This is a genomic window from Bradyrhizobium sp. AZCC 1588, assembly GCF_036924735.1.
In the GTDB taxonomy this organism is placed as follows: Bacteria; Pseudomonadota; Alphaproteobacteria; order Rhizobiales; family Xanthobacteraceae; genus Bradyrhizobium.
In genome coordinates, this window is sequence record NZ_JAZHSC010000001.1 from 855,801 (window position 1) to 876,904 (window position 21,104).

Here is a 21,104-nt window from a genome sequence, read left to right on the forward strand (position 1 = left end):
TCAGGTATCGCGGCAAGCGGCGCAAGATCGGCATCATCGTCACCGGTCCCGGCAAACAGGACGGGCGCAAACTCGCCGGTGCGGAACTTGCTCAGCGCCTGAAATAGATTGCTTTGATAGTTGTAGCCGCCGGCCCAGAGCCTGCGGGGAATATGCGTAAAAGCGAGACGCAGCGGCGCACCCTTGTTCACCGGCTCTGACCCTTGAACCACGAGACATAGTCCGCAAAGCCCTGTTCAGGCGAGATCGTCCAGTCGAAGGGCAGAGCGCGGACCGTTGCGTCGTCCGCCAGCAGACTGGACGGATCGCCGGCGCGTACAATGCCCGAATATCGTACCGATACGGTTCCGCCCCAGCATTCTGCAAGCATGGCGGCAACCCGTGCCACCGTCGTTCCAAGCCCGGAGCCAGCGTTGATCACTTGAAAGGTCTCCGCCTGTGGCGTTCCGCCGATCACGGCCAACAGCCGGGCGACGTCGCGAACATCGGTCCAGTCCCGCACCTCCGTACCTGTTCCGCCCAGCACCAGGTTCCGCTCACCAGCTTGCAAGCGGGAGCAGATGTCCCATGGCAATTGCTTGCGCAAGTTTGGCCCGTAGACCGAGAACAACCGCGCCACCGTACTGCGAATCCCAAACGTGATGGCATAGCTGCGGCACAGTTGCTCCATCATCAGCTTGTGCTGCCCATAGGGCGACATCGGAAGCGTTGCGGCATCCACCGGGATCGCTCCCCCGTGACCTTCTCCATAGACTGCCGCGCTCGACGCGACAATCAAGCGACAATCCCTGGCGGCCCCGCGCAGCCACTCCAGCAGCCTGGCCGTGCTCGTAACGGTGCGCGAAAAATCCTCAAACGGCTGCGCGATCGACAATCCGACCGACGATCCGCCGGCCAGATGGAAGATCGTCGATGGCAGTCCGGCGCGCTCCGCAAGTGCGTTGAGATTGGCCGCATCGATCTCACCGTTCAGCCAATGCTCGAGACCGATGCGATGCCGTTCGGCTTCCCCGATCGCGCCGTGACCGATGCCGTGAACGCGACAGCCCCGATCGGCCAGCACTCGAACGAGATGCCGGCCAATGAAGCCATTGGCGCCGGTAACCCACATGCTCATGACTGTGCCTTGTGACAGACAAACGAGTAAAGCCGGCCGGGCCGGTGGTCAAAGCGCTCTGCCATCGAAAGCAGCGATGTGAAAACGCTCCTGGAAGCGAGCGCGGTGCGCCAAACGGGCTTGACCGGAATCTTGTCCGTCAATCTTTCCACGACGGCCGCTCGCAGCGTCTCGATTGTATGGGGAAACAGATTGATCGGGCTCTTGAGTGGCGAGAGCACCTCGATCGCAGCAAATCCCGCATTCCTCAACGCGCCGATATATCGATCGAGAAGATACGCGTGCTCGCCGCCATAGAGGTGATGCAGGGGATGCTGATCGAGGAATGCCCCGAGATCGGATTCCCTGCTGATCACGTGTTCGCGCGCGGCGATGAGCATTCCGCCGGGACGAAGCACGCGGAACATTTCCCGGCAGGCGCTGTCGAGATCGCGCATATGGTGCAGCACGGCCCGCGCGAACACGACATCGAACACGCCGTCAGCGAACGGGAGGCGCTCGGAAAACTCCTCGACCACCTCGATCGGCAGGCCAGCCTCGGTCGCCAGACCGCGGATCGCCGCCGTCCCGACCACCGCGCTGGGATCAGGCTCGAGCGCAGTGACCGCAAATCCGCTTCGCGCCAGCGCGTAGCTCGCAATTCCGCGCCCGGCGCCGACGTCGAGCGCCTTGCCGGTTCGATTCTCCAAGAACTTCGAAACCGCCTGCCATTCGGCACTGGTAAAATAACGCTCGGCCGCATCGATCAGAGGGTCGTCATAGAACGCGTCGAGCACAAGCTGACGTTGGTCCGGCTGGTTGCGCAGCCAAACCACGGCATCTTCCCACGTCGTGAATTTCTGCTCACCTTTCATCAGGTGGAATCTCCCTGATGCGCTCCGCCGGATTTCCTGCCACGATGGAAAAGGCCGGGACATCCTTGGTGACGACGGCGCCGGCTGCCACAACGCCGCCCTTACCCACCGTCACCCCGCGCAGGACCATTGCGCCGGCGCCAATCCAGGCATCGTCGCAGATCGTCACCGGGCTCTCATCGAGCGAGATTTCGCGCGGATGGCCGTGGGTGAAGATTTGCCTGATCTGTTCGTGCCGTTTCGCCGCCCGAAGTGGATGGGTGAGGTTGTCGAATATATTGACAGAGTGCGAGATCAGGACGCGATTGCCGATGACGATGGAAGCGGCCGACCAGATCCGGCTATCCTCTCCGACATAACACCACTCGCCAATCTTGATCTCTCCGCCGTGCGCGAACGTCAAGAGCTCTCCCAGGATACGACTATGTTGGCCGACAACGATCTTGTCCGTATCGCCCCGGATGTTTCTGATCCTTGCCCGAGAGCCGAGCACGGCGTCGCGCTGCAACCGGCAGGTCGCCCGCCCGATCAGCCGCTGAATCAGGTAATCGACGTTCATGCTGTTAACTGGAGGCACGCCACAGCGCGTGACGATGCCGCCAGGTCATCGCCCCATCCCTTGCCCGTATGGACGTCATATACTGTTGCGTTCGCAAGCGCTGCGGCCGATTGCCGGGACCAGCCATCCCGCGAATATCCGAAATAGTCGATCTGGTGCGACGATGGACCAAAGGTCTCAACGATCTTTTCAACCATGGCTCGGTCGAAAACCTGATACCAGCCGAGGTTGTCGCGCTTGCCAAATGGCACCGAAATAAGGCAATTGCCACCGGGCTTGAGAATGCGCTTGAATTCCTTGACGGCCGGGACAAAGCCATCTTGATCGGATTCCGCATCCTCCGGTTTTCCCGTATAGAGCATCCTGTTATCCAGGCCGATATGTTCGATCGTCGAGATGCTGGCGATCGTGTCGAACACACGATCGGCAAACATCGTATTCCTGAGATCGCCGAACACGTACGAATACCCCTCATGCCAATAGCAGCGCTTTTCCGGCGCCAGGGTCATGATGGTGAGATCGGCGTCCCGCAACGGAGGACGCCGCAGGAGAAAGTCGTGATTGAAGGTCGAGCCGGCATCGAGCATGGTGCCGACCTTGGACAATCGCGAGAACAGCCAGGGATACTCCACCACCCTTTCGTCCATGGCGAGGCCATAGCCGCGCGGCAGCTCTTTCCCGTCGCGAAGCAGGCCGCTGTCGATTGCCGACGTGATGATCCCGCGCTTCACCGTCTGATAGCCTGGACCGAAGGGCCGCGGCCGCATCTTGAACACGGGCGCGGCTGCCCCATCGAGCAGCCACTTGACCCCATAAATAAGCCTATCCGTACGCATCATCGACGCCCAATCAACCGCCCCGTCCGTCCGCTATGCAGCCGCTCTAGCACGGCTAGACCCCGGCGACGAGATCGCCAAACTGTTTCCACTGCGAAGCCTTGCTGTAGGTCTCCGCAACCCGGGTCCTTCCCCGCCCCGCCATTTCGGCCGATTCCGGCCAATCTCGCAGGCACCTTGAAATGACTTCGGTTACCTCCCGCGCCGAGCCGTACGTCTCCATCGTCACTCCCGGTTCCATTGCATCCGGATAACCGCCGACGTCGGATACCAGCAGTGCGCCGCACCCCATGGCCTCGAAGCAGCGCATGTTTCCCCTATCGGTGCCCGCCATATCGATGGCGCCGTTGAGCACGATCTTCGATGATCCGATCAATTCGTAAAACTGCCTGCCGAACACTGGCGGCTCTGCAATCCTGGCGATGGCGTCGGGACGCCGGTGCTTTTGCAACGGCAGCCAAGCGCCGATGGGGCTTTCGGCGAGCCTGGTCAGCCGCGAAGCGTCGAGACGATAGACGATCCGGCGCGTGCCCGCCAGGCTCGCCACCTGTTCGAGCGTCTTGGCACGCGCGGTATGATGTCGTGAATAGCCGCCCACAAAAAGCACGTCGATCGTACGCTCGCCGTGACCATACTCATCCATCAAAGGGTCCAGTGCCGGAAAAAACAGTTCTGCCCGGCAACCTCTCTGGCGCCAAGATTCAAGGATGGAGGGAAAGTTTCCGAGCACCGCGCCATAGGCCGTCAGATCGGCGTTTCCTGATGGCGCGGCACGCCAGCAAAATGTCTTCCTGACACAGCCGGGCAGCTTGCCGACGAACGCGCTGGGATAGCGCACGGGATCAAGATTGTAGAAAACTTCGGTCCGGTGATGCTCGATCTGGGCAAGCAATATGGCCTCAAGCGTCGGCTTGCCCGGAAGTCCCTGCTCCCGCGCCCAGTGACGCTGCAGGATTTCATCGTCGCCATTGGTGAAGAACGCCTCGGGTTCCTGCTCGAGCACCGGCTTCAGAAAATGCAGCGCGCCAAAGCGGTCGTCCAGGAAGATGCGACGACGCTCTGCGAAACTCGAAGCTTTCGCCGCGAGCTGGTTCAGGTGCGCGAGATAGGACGGGTAGAGCCCACTGTTTTGGAACAAGCGCATCGCTCACGCAAACCTCATCAGCATCCATTTCATGTTCAGATACGGCCAGATGCGGCCGACCGACTCCCAATCCCACTGTTTCGAGGAGGTCAAATGGCCAACGGTCCGGCGCAAGCGTTCCTCATCCACCAGCTCGGCAAACGCCGGTACCTTCTGGTCGAGCAAACCCGCGGTCCAGCCGGCCAGAGGTCCGTTCAACCATTCGGGCATCGGCGAATTGAATCCGACCTTACGGCGTCCCATCCGGATGGACTCTGGCATCAGGTTAGCCATCGCCTTTCGTGCAACGACCTTGGTATAGCCATTCGATGACTTGCTGGATTCCGGCAACGCCATCGCATAGGTAACCAGACGCCAGTCCATGAACGGCATGCGGACCTCAATGCCGTGAGCCATTGACAGGCGGTCGAAGTTTCGCAGGATGGTCGGCAGCACGGTACTGTGAAACATCCGGTAGAGCCGTCGGTTCAATGCGCCCCAGTCGCGCGGCAGCACGTCGTCTGCTCCGACCAGCGGAAGCTCCGCCGGCACGTCGCGCAGACCGCCACGGAGGAAATAGTTTCCCTGGCGCCGGATCATCAGCGCCCGCAACAGATCGATGCCTCGCCGCGCCGGTGCCGAACGGGAAGCAAATCCAGCGAGCAGGTTTCGCATCCAGAACGCCCCCGATTGCCCCTCCTGAAGATAGGCCCCCATCAACTCATCCGCACCATGGCCATCCAGCGACACCGTCACGTTGTGACGCCTGAGTTCTCGATAAATCAGCCAGGGTGCGCTTGGAAGTCCGATATAGACGTCATCATTGTCGTCGAGGATCTGGTCGAGTTCGGTCAGCGCGTCGGCCCGCCCAATCTCGAGGAATGTCGGCACGACATCCGCCCACGCCGCCGCCTCCTCGGCCATCGGCCGCTCGTCATTCGAGGCGCCGGGAAACGTCGCCACAAAAGCGTGGCGCCACGAGGTGCTGTCCCGCGGACCCATCCCGGCCTTTTCGTGCGCGGCCATGGTGCAGATCACGGCCGACGAATCGAATCCGCCCGATAGGCAGGTCCCGATCGGCACGTCGCTGCGCATCCGAAGCGCGACCGCGTCCTGGAACAGTTCGCGAAAGCGTTCCACCTGTTCGGCTTCGGTGTTCGGGACCACCGGCAGGTGATCCACCGTCCGCCACCAACGCCGGACCTCCAATTTGCCCTGGCGCAGCCACATGCAATGTCCGCCCTGAAGGCGGCGCACCTCCCCGCAAAGGGTCCGTTCGCTTCCTTCGACTCCGAAGGCATCAAGCATAAGCCGTCGCGCCACGTCGATATCCAGCGACACGTTGATCAGGCCGCTTCGCACCAACGCGCGCTGCTCGGATGCAAAGACAAAGCGCTCCGATGTCAGCGCATACAACAGCGGCTTGATGCCGAAGCGGTCGCGCGCCAGAAACAGTTCTTCGGTTTTGGTGTCGAAGATCGCCAGCGCCCACATTCCGTTGAAGCGCAGCAGCATCCTTTCCCGCCAGGCCCGCCAGGCGGCCAGAATGACCTCGGTGTCCGACTGGCTGCGAAAGACCGCGCCCTGTGCCTCGAGTTCGCGCCGCAGCTCGAGGAAGTTGTAGATCTCGCCGTTGTACACGATCACATGGCGGCCGTCGCCGGAGACCATCGGCTGAAAGCCTCCTTCGCCAGGATCGATGATGGCGAGCCTGCGGTGGCCGAACGCCAAATTGCGGTTCGCGCTGAACCAACTGCCCTCGCCAAAGGGTCCGCGATGCGAGAGGAGATTCGTCAGTCGCGAGATTTCCGCCGGTTCGACCGCGTTGCCGCGGAGGTTCACGATGCCTGCAATTCCGCACATTTGTCAGATCGCCTTGAGGGACAGGAAACGGCTGGCGATGACGCGGAGATCCCGCCAGCAGGCCACGCCATAGGGACCGGCCCGTGAAACCGCGACCGTGACGACGAAGATGATACCAGCCGCCAGCAGATAACAGCCCCCCACGTACCACCAGCCAATTGCCTGGTCGAGTTGCGCGTTGCGGAAGCCATATCGCAACGCCAGCGCGGTTGCGATGCCGATCCCAATCGGCATCAACACGAAGTGGGTCAGACGCGACCGCATACCGGCGAGGCCGAAATGCCGGCGCAGCAAGATCAAGACGGTGACCATCTGAACGATCATGCCGATGCAGGCGCTCCACCCCGCCGCTTGCCATCCGAAATACGGCAAAGCGATCGCACTGGTCGCCAGCGTGAACACGCCCGTGAGCAGTGCGATCAAGGCATTCGAACTCGATCGCCCTTGCGCCAGAAGATAGAAAGCAAAGACATTCGAGCTCGACCCGAGGATGCCGGCGATCGACAGTATCACCAGCACACGCTGGGCCTCGGCAGCCACTTCGGCGCCGGTCCACAGATGAAGCAACGGGCCGGCGACGGGGATAAGGCCGCCAAGCGCACTCGCGGCGAGCACATTGAGTATCCAGGACGAGCGGAACAGGAGATCGGCCTTGCGATCGTCAGTCTCCTTCTGCAGAGCGCTGAAGAACGGGAAGAGGATTTCGCCGACCTTCAGGACGCCGATATACACCGCCTCCTCCAGCCGCTGCGCAATCGTATAGAAGCCGACGAATTGCGGCTGCAGCAAAGCTCCGAGCAAGTAACGATCCGCCTGTGCGGCAATGAGCGCGCCACTCTGTGCGGCCAGTTGCCAGCCACCCAGCTTGACAAGGTCACGAAGCGACCTGCGATCGATCGTCGGGCGCGCGAGCCAATCGCCTATGACACGTCGAGACCATCCGAAGGCCAGAACAAGGCTCGTTGCAAAGCCCAACGCCTGACAGCCGAGAAACGTCGAGGCCTGAGGCCAGCGTGGAATCAACAACAGCATGGAGCTTGTTGCGACCACGGTACTGACGATGCTGATCGAAGCAACCCTTCGATAGTCCTGGCGCGCCGTGAACAGGGTCAGGAAGACGGCGGCCAGGCATTGGCACAACCATCCGGCACTGGCCAGCACAAATGCGAGTCCCAGATCATCCGCGGACGACCCACTCAAATGAAATCCAAGCCGCGCAAGCGGTGCCCCGGCCAAAGCAAGCAGCATCGCGATCGCGCCGCCGGCTGCCAATGCCAGCATCGCCGCCGTAGCGAACATTCGTCGCGCATCGTGGCGCTCCGACGGCTCCAGCCGCAGGGCCAGCTCCCGGGTCATCGACAATGCAAGAGCGTTGCTGAACGCCAGCGCGGGCGCAACACATGCCGTAACGAGCCCAGCGACGCCGAACGCAGCGACACCGAGGCGAAACACCACGAACGGCAGGACAATCAAGTTCAGTGCCACGGCCACGATAAAGGCGATCGCGTTCCAGGCAGAATTACCCAGCAAATCGGTCGGATTTTTTCTCACCGCATATCAGCTTTAGGCCGCGGCGACATGGATCGGTCGATCAGGAGTTGGCTCACCTACCCAACGACCAGGGAACATGCCATGCCGAGATGATTAAGAAGCACAAACACTTGCCGACTTGGTCAAGAACCGAGCCAGGAGTTTTTTGAGTTGCCCCACCCGAGCCCATTTACAGGAGCGGCTAAGAGGCCGCAATGCACTCCAAGTAAGTTATTGAATATATTTGTATAATAAGACGATCAATCGACCTAGGCGATCGGCACGAGGACAGCCGTCACTGCGATCAGCGATATTATCCAGCCACGGTCGTGAAGCAAAGGATGAAGCAAGCTGAAGCTCAGCAGAAGTAGCGGATGCGGATAATGGATGACGTGTGTTCACGGATTTCAAGTGTGCAGAATGAAATGCCCCGCATACAATTCGCTCGCCTGAAACTTTAAGCTATCATAGTTGGAGGTATCGACTGTTGCGTCCTGAGTGCCGTTCGCTGTGTGAAGTAACGCCGGCAGTGAATCCGCCTCTGCATTCATTAAGAACGATTCCAGGCGCGGATTGCTGCCTAATGCTAAGAATTCCGCCAGAACGACCGAATTTGCTTCACCGGTCTGCACACCTAAATCCGCCCGAAACAGGAATGAGCTATCAGAGCCGAGCACGGCCGGAGCTTCCGATATATTGAGGGACGAAGCTGTGCTGACTACGGTAGGCGATCCAACGCCCATCACGCCATCGCCGTTGAGGTCCTGCTGGAAACTCGGCTCCAGCGATTCGATCGTCGAGCTGGATCCCGACGCTGCCGCGGTATTGGTGATGTAGTTACCGTTGCTGTCGAGACTCCAGACGATGTAGCTGTCAGCCGTCCCGTTCTTCAAGACAACCTGATAGCCGCTACTCGTCTGCTCTGTTGCGATCGGCGTCCAGGCGCCGAACTGGCCCACGGCTACCGGCGCTCCGTAGATTTTCAGATCGGGTCCGGTATTGCTGCTGACGCTGGCGAGATAATAGTTATTGCCGACCTGAACCAGCTTGGTCGATCCGAAGGATTCGATGGCTGTTCCTGACACGATGGGAACACCGATCGTGCCATCGCCATTGAGATCCTGCTGGAAGCTCGTTTCCAGCGAAACAATGCCAGAGCTGGTCCCCGATGCAGCCACGGTATTGGTGAGGTAGTTGCCGTTGCTGTCGAGGCTCCAGACGATATAGCTGTCAGCCGTCCCATTTTTCAAGACAACCTGATAGCCGCCACTCGTCTGCTCTGTTGCGATCGGCGTCCAGGCGCCAAACTGGCCCACGGCTACCGGCGCTCCGTAGATTTTCAGCTCGGGTCCGGTATTGCTGCTGACGCTGGCGAGATAATAGTTATTGCCGACCTGAACCAGCTTGGTCGATCCGAAGGATTCGATGGCTGTTCCTGACACGACGGGAATACCGATCGTGCCATCGCCATTGAGATCCTGCTGGAAGCTCGTTTCCAGCGAAACAATGCCAGAGCTGGTCCCCGATGCAGCCACGGTATTGGCGAGGTAGTTGCCGTTGCTGTCGAGGCTCCAGACGATATAGCTGTCAGCCGTCCCATTTTTCAAGACAACCTGATAGCCGCTACTCGTCTGTTCGGTTGCGATCGGCGTCCAGGCGCCGAACTGGCCCACGGCTACCGGCGCTCCGTAGATTTTCAGATCGGGTCCGGTATTGCTGCTGACGCTGGCGAGATAATAGTTATTGCCGACCTGAACCAGCTTGGTCGATCCGAAGGATTCGATGGCTGTTCCTGACACGATGGGAACACCGATCGTGCCATCGCCATTGAGATCCTGCTGGAAGCTCGTTTCCAGCGAAACAATGCCAGAGCTGGTCCCCGATGCAGCCACGGTATTGGTGAGGTAGTTGCCGTTGCTGTCGAGGCTCCAGACGATGTAGCTGTCAGCCGTCCCGTTTTTCAAGACAACCTGATAGCCGCTACTCGTCTGCTCTGTTGCGATCGGCGTCCAGGCGCCGAACTGGCCCACGGCTACCGGCGCTCCGTAGATTTTCAGCTCGGGTCCGGTATTGCTGCTGACGCTGGCGAGATAATAGTTATTGCCGACTTGGACCAGCTTGGTCGATCCGAAAGATTCGATGGCTGTTCCTGACACGACGGGAACGCCGATCGTGCCGTCGCCGTTGAGATCCTGCTGGAAGCTCGTTTCCAGCGAAACAATGCCAGAGCTGGCCCCCGATGCAGCCGCGGTATTGGTGAGGTAGTTGCCGTTGCTGTCGAGACTCCAGACGATGTAGCTGTCAGCCGTCCCGTTTTTCAAGACAACCTGATAGCCGCTACTCGTCTGCTCTGTTGCGATCGGCGTCCAGGCGCCAAACTGGCCCACGACCACCGGCGCTCCGAAACAATACAGTTGAGGGCCGGCTCCGCTGCTGTTGCTCTGAAGAAAGTAATAAGAGGAATTCTGGACCAGACTGGTTGCCCCAAATGCCTCAATGACCGTTGGGCTCAGGAATGTCGTGCTCGCAAACGTCCCGTCTGAAAACTGAAAGTTCTCCACGCCGGTAAGGGTATCTACGCCGTCGAGTTGACCGGAGGAACGTTGATCGATTACCGTGAACGTCTGTGTGGCTGAATTATATGTAAATACATAGCTGCTGCGGGCGCCTGAAAATATTGCAACGTCAGTGCCGGAACCGCCCACGATGATGTCGTTGCCCGTCCCGCCGTCCAGCGTATCGTTGCCGTTGCCGCCGGACAGCGTGCAACCTGAATCGCTCGCGATCAGCCTGTCGTTGCCGCTGCCGCCGATCGCTTTCTCGATGATTGCGTTGAGTGCAATCCCGATATTGTTGACGAGGCTGCCGATCGAGGAAAACGCGCCCGAGTGCAGGTCGATGGTCTGGGCCGACGAATAGCCGGAGCAATCGAGCGTGTCGTTGCCGCCGCTGTCGTAGATCGTCAGCGCCGGCGCCGAAGTGTAGTTGCCGAAATTGAAGACCGCGCCCGCATTGCTGCTGAAGCCGTAGACGGTGTCGCCGGTCCTGGTTGAGGTCGCCGCCCCGTAGATCGAAGCCATGGCGTAGATGTCAGCCATCTGCGGCGTGACCACGTAGCGGTACGAGCTCCCGGAATAATTGTGCTCGCCGAAATACGACATGATCGAATATTGCCAGGTGTCGTTGGCATAGATCGCATTGGTCGAATACGACGCGCTGCCGTTGTACGGCCCCTGGTGGCCAAGCCCGAGCGCATGGCCGATTTCGTGGATGTAGGTCTGGTAGGCGTAGCTATCGATGCCAGTCTTGCCGTCGTTGGCGCCGCCGTCGGTGGTGACCCAGTCGGTGCTGATGTTGACGATCGCGGATGTGATCCAGCCCCCGGGCCAGCTACCGCTGCTATAGGCCTGCATCGTGCCGTTGTGGGTGAACGTGATGTTCGCGGAGCCGGAGGTCTGGACGAAGCTGATGTTGGCAACGTCGGACCATGCCTGCAGCGCCGATAGCGCGAGGAACTGTTCCGCCGAATTCAGCCCGTTGATATTGAAGGTGATGGTGTTGGAAGCAAAGCGATGGGCGATGTTGTTGTTGTATTGCCAAAAGCCGTTGACCAAGTAGTCGGCGAGCGTCGCGATCGACGCGACCGGCTTCGCCGCATACACCTCGCCGCTGGACACGCTGGCGGCATCTAGCGCCAGCGGGTAAGGCTCGCCTTCGTCACCGAACTCTTGGTCCTGCGTCTCGTCAGGCTGAAGCGCGCCGTCGCCCGCCCCGGACGCGAACGGCTGGAAGGGCCAGATCTCATCGGAAAACAGATCATTCTTCTTCATCGATCAGGCCTGTCAGCAGGTCGTTCGGTTGCGCGAGAATCGCAAAAGCACCCGGAAGGCTAGAATCGCCTTCATTAATGCTTGTTTACCAGCGGGCTTTGTCACCCGCCTGCTTTACGGTGCATTACGGCGAAAAGCAGAATCTCAGGCGCCCATCCGTAGTCTTGCGGGGCCGTGCCGGGCAGCCGGCTTCCGATCCCCCAAAAATTGGTGGCTCGCCCTGCCCCGATGACCGCCCCTGCCGGGCGAACAAGCAGTTGGAAATCAGCGCGAGATTTGTTTAAGTCAGGTCGGGCTGCTTTTCCCTCCGCGAAAATCCAAAAAAACAAGGTTTCTCAATGCCTTTCCCACTTGCTTCGCAGGCCCTTTCCCGCTTCACCGTGCTCGATCTGACCCGCGTCCGATCCGGACCGACCTGCGTGCGGCAATTGGCGGACTGGGGCGCCAACGTCATCAAGATCGACGCGCTCTTGGAAGATGGCGGTGGCGAGCAGCCGGGCGGACCGCGCCATGGCTCGGATTTTCAGAATCTGCACCGCAACAAACGGGCCATGACGCTGAACCTGAAGGACCCGAAGGGCCTCGAAGTGTTCAAGCGCCTCGCCGCCAAGGCCGACGTGGTGGTCGAAAATTTCCGTCCCGACGTGAAGGCAAAACTCGGCGTCGACTATGAGAGCCTGCGCCAGGTCAACCCACGCCTCGTCTATGGCAGCATCTCCGGCTTCGGCCAGGATGGCCCCTACCACAAGCGGCCGGGCTTCGATCAGATCGCGCAAGGCATGGGTGGGCTGATGTCGGTCACCGGCGCGCCGGGCCAGGGCCCGATGCGGGTCGGCATCCCCGTCGCCGACCTCACCGCCGGGCTGTTCTGTGCGCTCGGTATCCTCACCGCGCTGTTGGAGCGAGATGTTTCCGGCGAGGGTCAGTGGGTGCAGACATCGCTGTTGCAGGCGCAGATCTTCATGCTGGATTTCCAGGCCTCGCGCTGGCTGATGGAGAAGGAAGTCGCCAAGCAGGCCGGCAACAACCATCCGACCTCGATCCCGACCGGCGTCTTCAAGACCTCCGACGGCTATATCAACATCGCGACCACGGGCGGGCGGATCTGGGAACGCTGCGCGCAAGCGATCGGCGCCCCCGAACTGATCACCAATCCCGATTACGCCACCGCGCCCGCGCGCTCCAAGAACCGCGACGCGCTGAACGAAACGATCGGCAAGCTCACCGAAAAGAAGTCGACGGAAACCTGGGTCAAGGAATTGAACGAGGCCGGCGTGCCCTGCGGCCCGATCTACTCGATCGACCAGATGTTCGAGGACGCCCAGGTCAAGCACCTCGGCATCGCGCAACACGTGCCGAACGATGAGAACCGCCAAATCCAGCTCGTCGGCCAGCCGGTGACGCTGTCGCGCACGCCAAGCAGGATGGCCGCGCGCCCGCCGGAATTCGGCGAGCAGACGGAAGAGGTGCTCACCGAGTTCGGCTTCGCGAAGGACGAGATAGCGGATCTCAGGCAGCGCAAGGTGGTGTGATCGGTAGTGCGTAGGACGAATTAGCGTCAGCGTAATCCGCCATTCACGGCAAACGGTCGGCGGATTACGCTTCCGCCTTCGCTCTTGCTACGGCGGACGGGTCGCTAATCCGTTCCAGTTTTACTTCAGCGTTGCCGTTGCGAGCGCGTGCTCCACGCAATTGTTCACATGCGCGCGCAGCGTCTCAGTCGCGGTCTCGGCGTCGCGCTTCAGCGCGCTATCGAGCAGCGCCTTGTGCTGGGCGGCGGGCTCGCTGCCGCGGTAGCTGAAAGCCACCATCTGATAGCGGAAATATTTGTCGAACACCAAGGCGTGCGTCTCCATCAGCGTGCGCGAGCCGCAATTGGAGATCAGCGCCTGATGAAATTCACCGTCATAGCGCTTCCACTGCTCGAGCTCGCCGAGGCCAGTTTCCATCAACCGCTCCGTTGACGCCAGCTTGTGATGTGCGGAAACCACGCGCCCTTCCCACTCGACATCGGCATTGGCGAATGACACGCCCATCGCGTGCTGCTCCAGCAGCAGTCGAAGCTCCGCGAGTTCGCGGAGGTTTTCGGCCGAGATCGGCGCCACCTCGAAGCCGCGCCTGCCCTCGGCCAGCACAAAACCTTCCGCGGCGAGCCTGGTTGAGGATTTCGCGCAGCGTGGAGACGCTGACGCCGTAGTCCTCTTTGAGACCTTCCAGCCTGAGCTTCTGCCCCGGACGCAGGCGGCCGAACACGATGTCGGTGCGGATGCGGCGATAGCCGTCATCGCCGACCGCTTCCTGCTCTTCCGTTCGCTCGACCAGTGTCATTGCCAATCCATGCGCCAGGCAGCCAACCGGCAAGTGCCACGTCAGCCGATTCCGCTCAAGCGCCACTATTCGCCATATATAACCTATTTCATATGAGTATTCCAAAATTATATTTTGACTTTGATTTTATCATATGAATACTGCCCTCACCGCGACGTCGAGAAGATCGCGTACCAACAGGGAGAAAACCGCCATGCGGATCGGATTGCTGTGCGCTGCTGTCAGCGTTTGCGCGCTCTTGGGGACACCGGCTTCCGCCCAGGTGCAGGAACGCACCATCCGCTGGGGCCACCTTAACAACACCGACCACCCCATCAGCTTTGGCGTGAAGAAGTTCGCCGAGGTGCTGGCGGCCAAGAGCGGCGGTAAGCTGAAGATCCGCGAGTTTCCGGCCTCGCAACTCGGCAACGAGATGCAGCAGCAGTCGGCGGTGCGTGGCGGTACGCAGGAAATCCTCTCGGCGTCGACCACCTCGCTCGCCGGCGTCGTCAAGGATCTCGGCCTGTTCGACTTCCCCTTCACCGTCAGCACGTTCGAGCAGGCCGAGGCGCTGGCCCAGGGCGCATTCGGAAAGGCGATGCTGGAGTTGCTGCCCGAGAAGGAACTGATCGGGTTGGGCTATTGGGGGCTGGGCTTCCGCAACGCCACCAACAGCAGCCGCCCGGTTGCGAAGGTCGAGGATTTCTCCGGGCTGAAGCTGCGCGTGATTCCGAACCCGGTCTATCTCGAAACCTTCAAGGCGCTGAAGGCAAACCCGGTGCCGATGGCGTTCGGCGAATTGTACACCGCGCTGGAAAACAAGACCGTCGACGGCCAGGAGAACCCCTACAGCGTCATCCTGTCGAACAAGTTTTACGAAGTGCAGAAATACGTTTCGGCCACCAACCACACCTTCACTCAGAACGTCGTCATCGTCAGCAAGAAGTTCTGGGACGGGCTGTCGGCGGAAGAGCAGAAGATGCTGCGCGACAGCTTTGCCGAGACGCGCGAATATCAGCGCGATCAGACCAAGCTCGCCGCTGAAAAAGCGCTGGATGAACTGAAGGCCAAGGGCATGCAGTTCAACGAGATTGCGCCTGCCGAATACGCCCGCATGCAGGACGCCACCAAACCCGTCGTCGAAAAATTCTCGGCCGAATATGACCCCGCCCGCGTAAAGCTATTCACGAGCGAGGTCGCACGCATCCGTGGCGCCAAGTAGGCCCGCCATGGGCACTATCGAGCGGCTGATCGACCTTTACTGCCGGCTGCTCAAGGTCGCGATCGCGATCTGCCTCGCTGCGATGGTCGTGCTGGTCTTCACCAATGTGGTGCTGCGCTATCTCTTCAACTCAGGGATAGCGACGTCAGAGGAACTGTCGCGCTGGCTACTCGTCTGGCTGACCTTCCTCGGCGCCATCGTGGCGCTGCGCCTGCATGCCCATCTCGGCGTTGACACGCTGGTCCGTGCGCTGCCGCCGCGCGGCAAGCTCATTTGTTTCGTGGTGAGCTATCTGTTGATGCTCTACGTGGACGCGCTGCTGACGCTCGGAAGCTGGAAGCAGGCGGTGCTGACCTTCGGCGACAGCGCGCCCGCCTCAGGCATTTCGGTCGGACTGTTCTTTTATTCTTCCGGGCTCGTATTCGGCGTGTCGGCCGCCGTGATCCTGCTGCTCGATCTCGTGCGGGTGATGAGCGGATCAGCGTCGGAACAAGATCTGATCGCTGTGACGGAAAGCGATGAGCACACCTGATCATCCTTCGATGGCGCGGAGCCGGGCATGACGCTTGCGGTCTTCACCTTCTCCTTGCTCGGCGCGATGGCGCTGGGCATGCCGATCGCCTTCGCGCTGATCGTCTGCGGCGTCGCGCTGATGCATTCGCTCGACATTTTCGACTCGCAGATCGTCGCCCAGAACATCATCAACGGCGCCGACAGCTTTCCCTTGATGGCCGTGCCGTTCTTCATGCTCGCTGGCGAGGTCATGAACCGCGGCGGCCTCGCCAGGCGGATCGTCAATGTCGCGCTCGCGCTGGTCGGGCACGTCAAAGGCGGCCTCGGCTACGTCGCCATCCTCGCCTCCTGCGTGCTGGCGTCGCTGTCGGGTTCTGCTGCGGCGGACGCCGCGGCGCTGGCGGCGCTGCTCGTCCCCATGATGGTCGCGGCCGGTCACCGCAAGATGTATGCGGCGGGCCTCGTCGCCGCCGGTGGCATCATTGCGCCCGTGATCCCGCCGAGCATCGGCTTCGTGCTGTTCGGCGTGGCCGGCGGCGTCTCGATATCGAAACTGTTCCTCGCCGGCATCTTCCCCGGCCTCATGCTCGGTGTCGGATTGTGCATCGCCTGGTGGTGGGTCGCGCGCGAAGAAAATATCGAAAGCCCGCCGCGCAAGTCGCTCCGCGAGATCGTCTGGGCCTTTGTCGACGGCTTCTGGGCCCTGATGCTGCCCGCGATCATCATCGTGGGCCTGCGGTTCGGCGTATTCACGCCGACCGAAGCCGCCGTCGTCGTTGCCGTCTACGCGCTGTTTGTCGCGACCTGCATCTACCGCGAGCTCAAGATCGGCCAACTCTACGAAGTCTTCGTCTCGGCTGCTCTCAGCACCAGCGTCGTCATGTTCCTGGTCGCGGCAGCGCTGGTGTCGTCCTGGCTCATCACCGTTTCGGAAATCGCCACCCAAATCGTCGACCTCGTCCGTCCCTTCATGGATAACCAGACGCTGCTGATGCTGGCGATCATGCTGCTGGTGGTGATTGTCGGCATGGCGCTGGACATGGCGCCGACCATTCTGATCCTCACCCCGATACTGATGCCGATTGTCAAGCAGGCTGGCATCGACCCCGTCTATTTCGGCGTGCTCTTCATCATCAACAACGCAATCGGCCTGATCACCCCACCCGTCGGCGTCGTCCTCAACGTCGTCTGCGGCGTGTCGCGCATCAGCATGGAGGACATTATCAAGGGCGTCTGGCCCTTCATGATCGCCCAACTGATCGTGCTATTCCTGATGGTGCTGTTTCCATCAATTGTCACCGTGCCGGCGAAATGGTTCACCGGCTGACATGTTGCCGCGATCGGCTACCGGCTACACTGCCCCGTCATTATCCCGTGAAAGGCATTCCATGCGCATCATGATCCTCAATGGCCCGAACCTGAACATGCTCGGCATCCGCGAGCCGCATATCTACGGCTCGACCACGCTCGATGCCATCAAGGCCTCGTGCGAGGAGTTCGCCGCCTTCACCGGCACGCAACTGGCGTTTCACCAGTCGAACCACGAGGGCGAGCTGGTCGACCTGATCCAGTCCGCGCGGACCTCGGCCGACGCCCTCATCATCAATCCCGCCGCCTACTCCTTCACCTCGATTGCGATGTTCGACGCCATGAAGATCTTCGAGGGGCCGATCTACGAGGTGCACATCTCCAACATTCATGCCCGCGACGAGCTGCACCGCCACTCCAAGCTTTCGGCAGCCGTGAAAGGCGTGATCGCGGGCCTCGGCCCCTATGGCTACATCGTCGCGATGCAGGCCGCACTGCAGGGGGCCGGCCAACTGCCCGCGGCCCTTCCGGCCGCCATGCGCATCGGACCAAAGTAAGGAGGCCCGACATGCAGGGATCCGGCTATCTCGCGATCTGGAGCGATCTTGCACCGCAGGACGAAACCGACTGGGCGCACTGGATCACGCGCGAACATGCCGCCGAGCGCGTCGGCATCAACGGCTTCCTGGCCTGCCGCATCTTTCGCGCGCTGGGCGCATCGGTGAACCGCTACTTCATCCTCTACGAACTCGAGGACGAGCGCGTCGTCGGCGGGCCGGACTATCTGGCGCGGCTGAACGCGCCGACGCCATGGTCGCAACGCATCATGCCCCGGCTCGGCAATTTCGCGCGCGGCGGCGGACGTGTCGCGGCGTCTGCCGGCACTGGCCAGGGCGGCATCGTCGCGCCCCTGCGCCTCGACACCGCGCCATCCTGGGATGCCGCCGCGCTTGTCGCGGAGCTCACCCACCTCGACCGCATCATCGCCGCGCGGGTACTGCGCACCGACATGGCGCAAACCTCGATCAAAAATATTTCGTTTAACGCAAGAGGCAAATCAGTCGCATAACTCTGCCCGTCTCACCCATTGAGGGGCGACCTGGAGCATGAAGAATGAGCCCCGTGAGCATCAAAAGATTGCAGATTTATACCAACTCCTTTTACAAACCTTGCTCAGGCGAAGTGAAAGTCCTGACTACTCAGCGAACTCAGCTTGGTATTCTTCAGTGTGAGTGTATCGCTTCCGCTAGAAATCAAGACCCGTGAGAAAGGCATGCGAAGCAACGACGGCTCCTTCGCCGCTTTGCTGCTGATCGAGGGGCTGGACGAGACCGCCGTCCGCGACGCGCTCCATCATCTGCGCAAGACATTGCCTGCAGACGATCACGCGGCCATCGACGACCTGCCGCTCTACCAGCTCGCCTTCAGCCTGCCGAAGCAGCTGCTACCGGGCTAAGAGAGGTGCCGTACATTCGACGGTCAGCAAAACTGCGAAAACAACCCCATGCAAAGTAGAAATGGGGCCCGCTCCATCCAAAAACACAAGATCTAGACCAGCGCAGCTACGCCTTCGCCGGCCGCAACATGCGCGTGACGCTGCCGAACGCCTTGTCGACGCCATCAAGACCCGTGAGAAAGGCATGCGAAGCAACGACGGCTCCTTCGCCGCTTTGCTGCTGATCGAGGGGCTGGACGAGACCGCCGTCCGCGACGCGCTCCATCATCTGCGCAAGACATTGCCTGCAGACGATCACGCGGCCATCGACGACCTGCCGCTCTACCAGCTCGCCTTCAGCCTGCCGAAGCAGCTGCTACCGGGCTAAGAGAGGTGCCGTACATTCGACGGTCAGCAAAACTGCGAAAACAACCCCATGCAAAGTAGAAATGGGGCCCGCTCCATCCAAAAACACAAGATCTAGACCAGCGCAGCTACGCCTTCGCCGGCCGCAACATGCGCGTGACGCTGCCGAACGCCTTGTCGATGACGGGCCAGAACAGCAACACGATCGCCAGTGTCGTGATCGAGCCGACCAGGCCGTTCGACCAGAACACCTTCAAATCGCCGCCGGCGCCGATCATCGACAGGCGGAACGCATCCTCGGCGCGGTTGCCGAGCACCAGCGCCAGCGTGAACGGCGCGAGCGGGATGCCGATCTTCTTGAAGACGTAGCCGACGACGCCGAAGCCCAGCATCAGCCAGATGTCGAACATCGCGTTCTGGATCGCATAGGCGCCGATCGCGCAGGACACCACGATCATCGGCGCGACGGCGGCGAACGGCACGCGCAGGACGGATGCGAAGATCGGCACCGTCGTCAGCACCAGCACGAGGCCGACGACGTTGCCGAGATACATCGATGCGATCAGGCCCCAGACGAAATCCTTGTGCTCGACAAACAGCAGCGGCCCGGGATTAAGCCCCCACACCATCAAGCCGCCGAGCAGGATCGCCGCGGTGCCCGAACCGGGGATGCCGAGCGCGAGCATCGGCAGCAGCGCCGCGGTGCCGGAGGCGTGCGCTGCGGTCTCCGGCGCGAACACGCCCTCGATGCGGCCCTTGCCAAAGCTGTCCCGGTCCTTGGAGAAGCGCTTGGCGAGGTTGTAACCCATGAAGGACGCGGCAATCGCGCCGCCCGGCGTAATGCCGAGCCAGCAGCCGATGAAGGACGAGCGGAACAGCGTCACCCAGTATTTCGGCAGGTCCTTCCACACCGACAGCACCACGCGCAGGGAGATGCCGGCGGCGTGGCCGCGCAGCGCGAGCCGCTCCTCCATCGTGAGCAGGATCTCGCTGATGCCGAACAGGCCGATCACCGCGACCAGGAAGTTGACGCCGCGCAGCAGCTCCGCCGAATCAAAGGTCATGCGCAACTGGCCGGACACGGTGTCCATGCCGATGCCCGCGAGCAAGAGACCGAGCGACATCGAAATGACGGTCTTGTGCTTGGCCTCACGGCCGAGCCCGACAAAGGAGCAGAAGGTGAGCAGATATACCGCGAAGAATTCGGGTGGTCCGAACCTCAGTGCGAACGACGAGATCATCGGCGCCAGGAAGGTGATCAGCATGACCGCGACCAGCGAGCCGATGAACGACGAAGTGAAGGCCGCGGTCAGCGCTTCCGCCGCCCTGCCCTGCTGCGCCATCGGGTAGCCGTCGAAGGTGGTCGCGACCGACCAGGCCTCACCGGGGATATTGAACAGGATCGAGGTGATGGCGCCGCCGAACAGCGCACCCCAGTAGATGCAGGACAGCATCACGATCGCCGAGGTCGGGTCCATCGTGAACGTCAGCGGCAGCAGGATCGCAACCCCGTTCGGGCCGCCGAGGCCGGGCAGCACGCCGACGAAAATGCCGAGCACCAGCCCGGTCATCATCAGGAGCAGCGTCTTCCAGGTCAACAGCACGGCGAAGCCGTGCATCAAGAGGCCCAAAGCTTCCATTTACGGGGCTTCCATGGCGTGTGTCCCACCGACCGGTTAGCGGCCGAGCGCCGCTTCGAGCGGGCCCTTTGGCATGATGACATCGAAGGCGACGTCGAAGGTCACGAACATCGCAGCGGTGAACACGAAGGCGGTGAGCAGCGACTTCCACAATGCGATCTTGCCGACCAGACGCATGAAGCAGGAGATCAAAAGGAAGCTTGCGACATAGAGCCCGAGGAATTGGGTGGCGAGGCAGAACAGAACCGTCGGCACGAACACCGCCATCACGCGGCGAAGCTGCGCTTGCGTCACGAAGGATTCCGAGGCTTCCCGGCGCGACAGGAACGCCGCAACCAGGCCGTAGAGGCTGGCACTACCGAGGATAATCGACAGATAGAACGGAAAATAGCCGGGCTGCGGACCGGTGGATTCCCAGCCCGCCCCTGTGCGCCAGTTGTCAAAACCGAGCGTCAGCGCAAGCACGAGAAGCAGAAGGCAGACGACCACGTCGACCACCCGAACGCTCGCCATCTGAGGCGAGTCCGCTTCCGGCGCGGTCGGATCCTCGACGACGATTTCGATGTCGGTGTTGGACATGGAGACGGTGACCCCCGGTACG

At 61.2% G+C, this 21,104-nt stretch carries 18 protein-coding genes and 1 pseudogene; 8 read left to right on the forward strand and 11 right to left on the reverse strand.

From position 1 onward, the window contains the following. Nucleotides 1–187: 187 nt before the first annotated feature. The 8 genes from V1277_RS04130 to V1277_RS04165 all read right to left on the reverse strand — a co-directional run bounded on the left by V1277_RS04130 (nucleotide 188) and on the right by V1277_RS04165 (nucleotide 11,712). Complete coding sequence (locus tag V1277_RS04130) at nucleotides 188–1,117, reverse strand: NAD-dependent epimerase/dehydratase family protein (RefSeq protein ID WP_334415102.1); 930 nt, start codon at nucleotides 1,115–1,117, stop codon at nucleotides 188–190. After that, nucleotides 1,114–1,971: a class I SAM-dependent methyltransferase gene (locus V1277_RS04135; RefSeq protein WP_334415103.1), complete on the reverse strand. Its 858-nt coding sequence runs from the start codon at nucleotides 1,969–1,971 to the stop codon at nucleotides 1,114–1,116. The genes V1277_RS04130 and V1277_RS04135 overlap by 4 nt, the downstream gene beginning before the upstream one ends. Continuing rightward, on the reverse strand, nucleotides 1,961–2,530 hold the full coding sequence (locus tag V1277_RS04140; protein WP_334415104.1) for an acyltransferase: 570 nt from the start codon (nucleotides 2,528–2,530) through the stop codon (nucleotides 1,961–1,963). The genes V1277_RS04135 and V1277_RS04140 overlap by 11 nt, the downstream gene beginning before the upstream one ends. Further along, complete coding sequence (locus tag V1277_RS04145) at nucleotides 2,527–3,366, reverse strand: hypothetical protein (protein ID WP_334415105.1); 840 nt, start codon at nucleotides 3,364–3,366, stop codon at nucleotides 2,527–2,529. Before V1277_RS04145 ends, V1277_RS04140 begins: the two co-directional genes overlap by 4 nt. A gap of 55 nt (nucleotides 3,367–3,421) precedes the next feature. Beyond that, nucleotides 3,422–4,510: a glycosyltransferase gene (locus V1277_RS04150; RefSeq protein ID WP_334415106.1), complete on the reverse strand. Its 1,089-nt coding sequence runs from the start codon at nucleotides 4,508–4,510 to the stop codon at nucleotides 3,422–3,424. A gap of 3 nt (nucleotides 4,511–4,513) precedes the next feature. Further along, a complete protein-coding gene (gene asnB / locus V1277_RS04155; protein WP_334415107.1) occupies nucleotides 4,514–6,352 on the reverse strand; it encodes an asparagine synthase (glutamine-hydrolyzing) in 1,839 nt (612 codons plus the stop codon). A gap of 3 nt (nucleotides 6,353–6,355) precedes the next feature. Further along, complete coding sequence (locus V1277_RS04160) at nucleotides 6,356–7,903, reverse strand: lipopolysaccharide biosynthesis protein (RefSeq protein WP_334415108.1); 1,548 nt, start codon at nucleotides 7,901–7,903, stop codon at nucleotides 6,356–6,358. Between the two features lie 386 nt (nucleotides 7,904–8,289). Beyond that, nucleotides 8,290–11,712: a M10 family metallopeptidase C-terminal domain-containing protein gene (locus V1277_RS04165; RefSeq protein WP_334415109.1), complete on the reverse strand. Its 3,423-nt coding sequence runs from the start codon at nucleotides 11,710–11,712 to the stop codon at nucleotides 8,290–8,292. Between the two features lie 338 nt (nucleotides 11,713–12,050). Between V1277_RS04165 and V1277_RS04170 the strand changes: the two genes are divergently transcribed. Then, entirely contained in the window at nucleotides 12,051–13,244 is a 1,194-nt protein-coding gene (locus V1277_RS04170) for a CaiB/BaiF CoA transferase family protein (protein WP_334415110.1), read from the forward strand. Nucleotides 13,245–13,364: 120 nt separating this feature from the next. Here the strand turns inward: V1277_RS04170 and V1277_RS04175 are convergent. Next, nucleotides 13,365–14,040: pseudogene (locus V1277_RS04175) on the reverse strand (GntR family transcriptional regulator). Nucleotides 14,041–14,233: 193 nt separating this feature from the next. On the opposite strand from V1277_RS04175, the gene V1277_RS04180 reads away from it, so the two are divergent. From V1277_RS04180 to V1277_RS04210, 7 genes are all read left to right on the forward strand, one after another. Then, complete coding sequence (locus V1277_RS04180; protein WP_334415111.1) at nucleotides 14,234–15,241, forward strand: TRAP transporter substrate-binding protein; 1,008 nt, start codon at nucleotides 14,234–14,236, stop codon at nucleotides 15,239–15,241. Nucleotides 15,242–15,257: 16 nt separating this feature from the next. Continuing rightward, on the forward strand, nucleotides 15,258–15,773 hold the full coding sequence (locus V1277_RS04185; protein WP_442894560.1) for a TRAP transporter small permease: 516 nt from the start codon (nucleotides 15,258–15,260) through the stop codon (nucleotides 15,771–15,773). A gap of 27 nt (nucleotides 15,774–15,800) precedes the next feature. Continuing rightward, nucleotides 15,801–17,081: a TRAP transporter large permease subunit gene (locus tag V1277_RS04190; protein WP_334415113.1), complete on the forward strand. Its 1,281-nt coding sequence runs from the start codon at nucleotides 15,801–15,803 to the stop codon at nucleotides 17,079–17,081. A 61-nt stretch (nucleotides 17,082–17,142) separates the two neighbouring features. Continuing rightward, nucleotides 17,143–17,619, forward strand: a complete 477-nt coding sequence (locus tag V1277_RS04195) for a type II 3-dehydroquinate dehydratase (RefSeq protein WP_334415114.1) — start codon at nucleotides 17,143–17,145, stop codon at nucleotides 17,617–17,619. An 11-nt stretch (nucleotides 17,620–17,630) separates the two neighbouring features. Further along, nucleotides 17,631–18,131 (forward strand): hypothetical protein, encoded by a 501-nt coding sequence (locus tag V1277_RS04200; RefSeq protein WP_334415115.1) that lies wholly within the window; start codon nucleotides 17,631–17,633, stop codon nucleotides 18,129–18,131. A gap of 204 nt (nucleotides 18,132–18,335) precedes the next feature. Then, nucleotides 18,336–18,518 carry a hypothetical protein gene (locus V1277_RS04205; RefSeq protein ID WP_334415116.1) on the forward strand — a complete coding sequence of 61 codons (183 nt, stop codon included), beginning with the start codon at nucleotides 18,336–18,338 and terminating at the stop codon, nucleotides 18,516–18,518. Between the two features lie 184 nt (nucleotides 18,519–18,702). Next, nucleotides 18,703–18,885, forward strand: coding sequence for a hypothetical protein (locus V1277_RS04210; protein WP_334415116.1), 183 nt, complete (start codon nucleotides 18,703–18,705; stop codon nucleotides 18,883–18,885). 106 nt (nucleotides 18,886–18,991) lie between these two features. On the opposite strand, the gene V1277_RS04215 is transcribed toward V1277_RS04210, so the two are convergent. Both V1277_RS04215 and V1277_RS04220 read right to left on the reverse strand, forming a co-directional pair. Beyond that, a complete protein-coding gene (locus V1277_RS04215; protein WP_334415117.1) occupies nucleotides 18,992–20,503 on the reverse strand; it encodes a tripartite tricarboxylate transporter permease in 1,512 nt (503 codons plus the stop codon). Between the two features lie 36 nt (nucleotides 20,504–20,539). Continuing rightward, a complete protein-coding gene (locus tag V1277_RS04220; protein WP_334415118.1) occupies nucleotides 20,540–21,082 on the reverse strand; it encodes a tripartite tricarboxylate transporter TctB family protein in 543 nt (180 codons plus the stop codon). Nucleotides 21,083–21,104 lie beyond the last annotated feature (22 nt).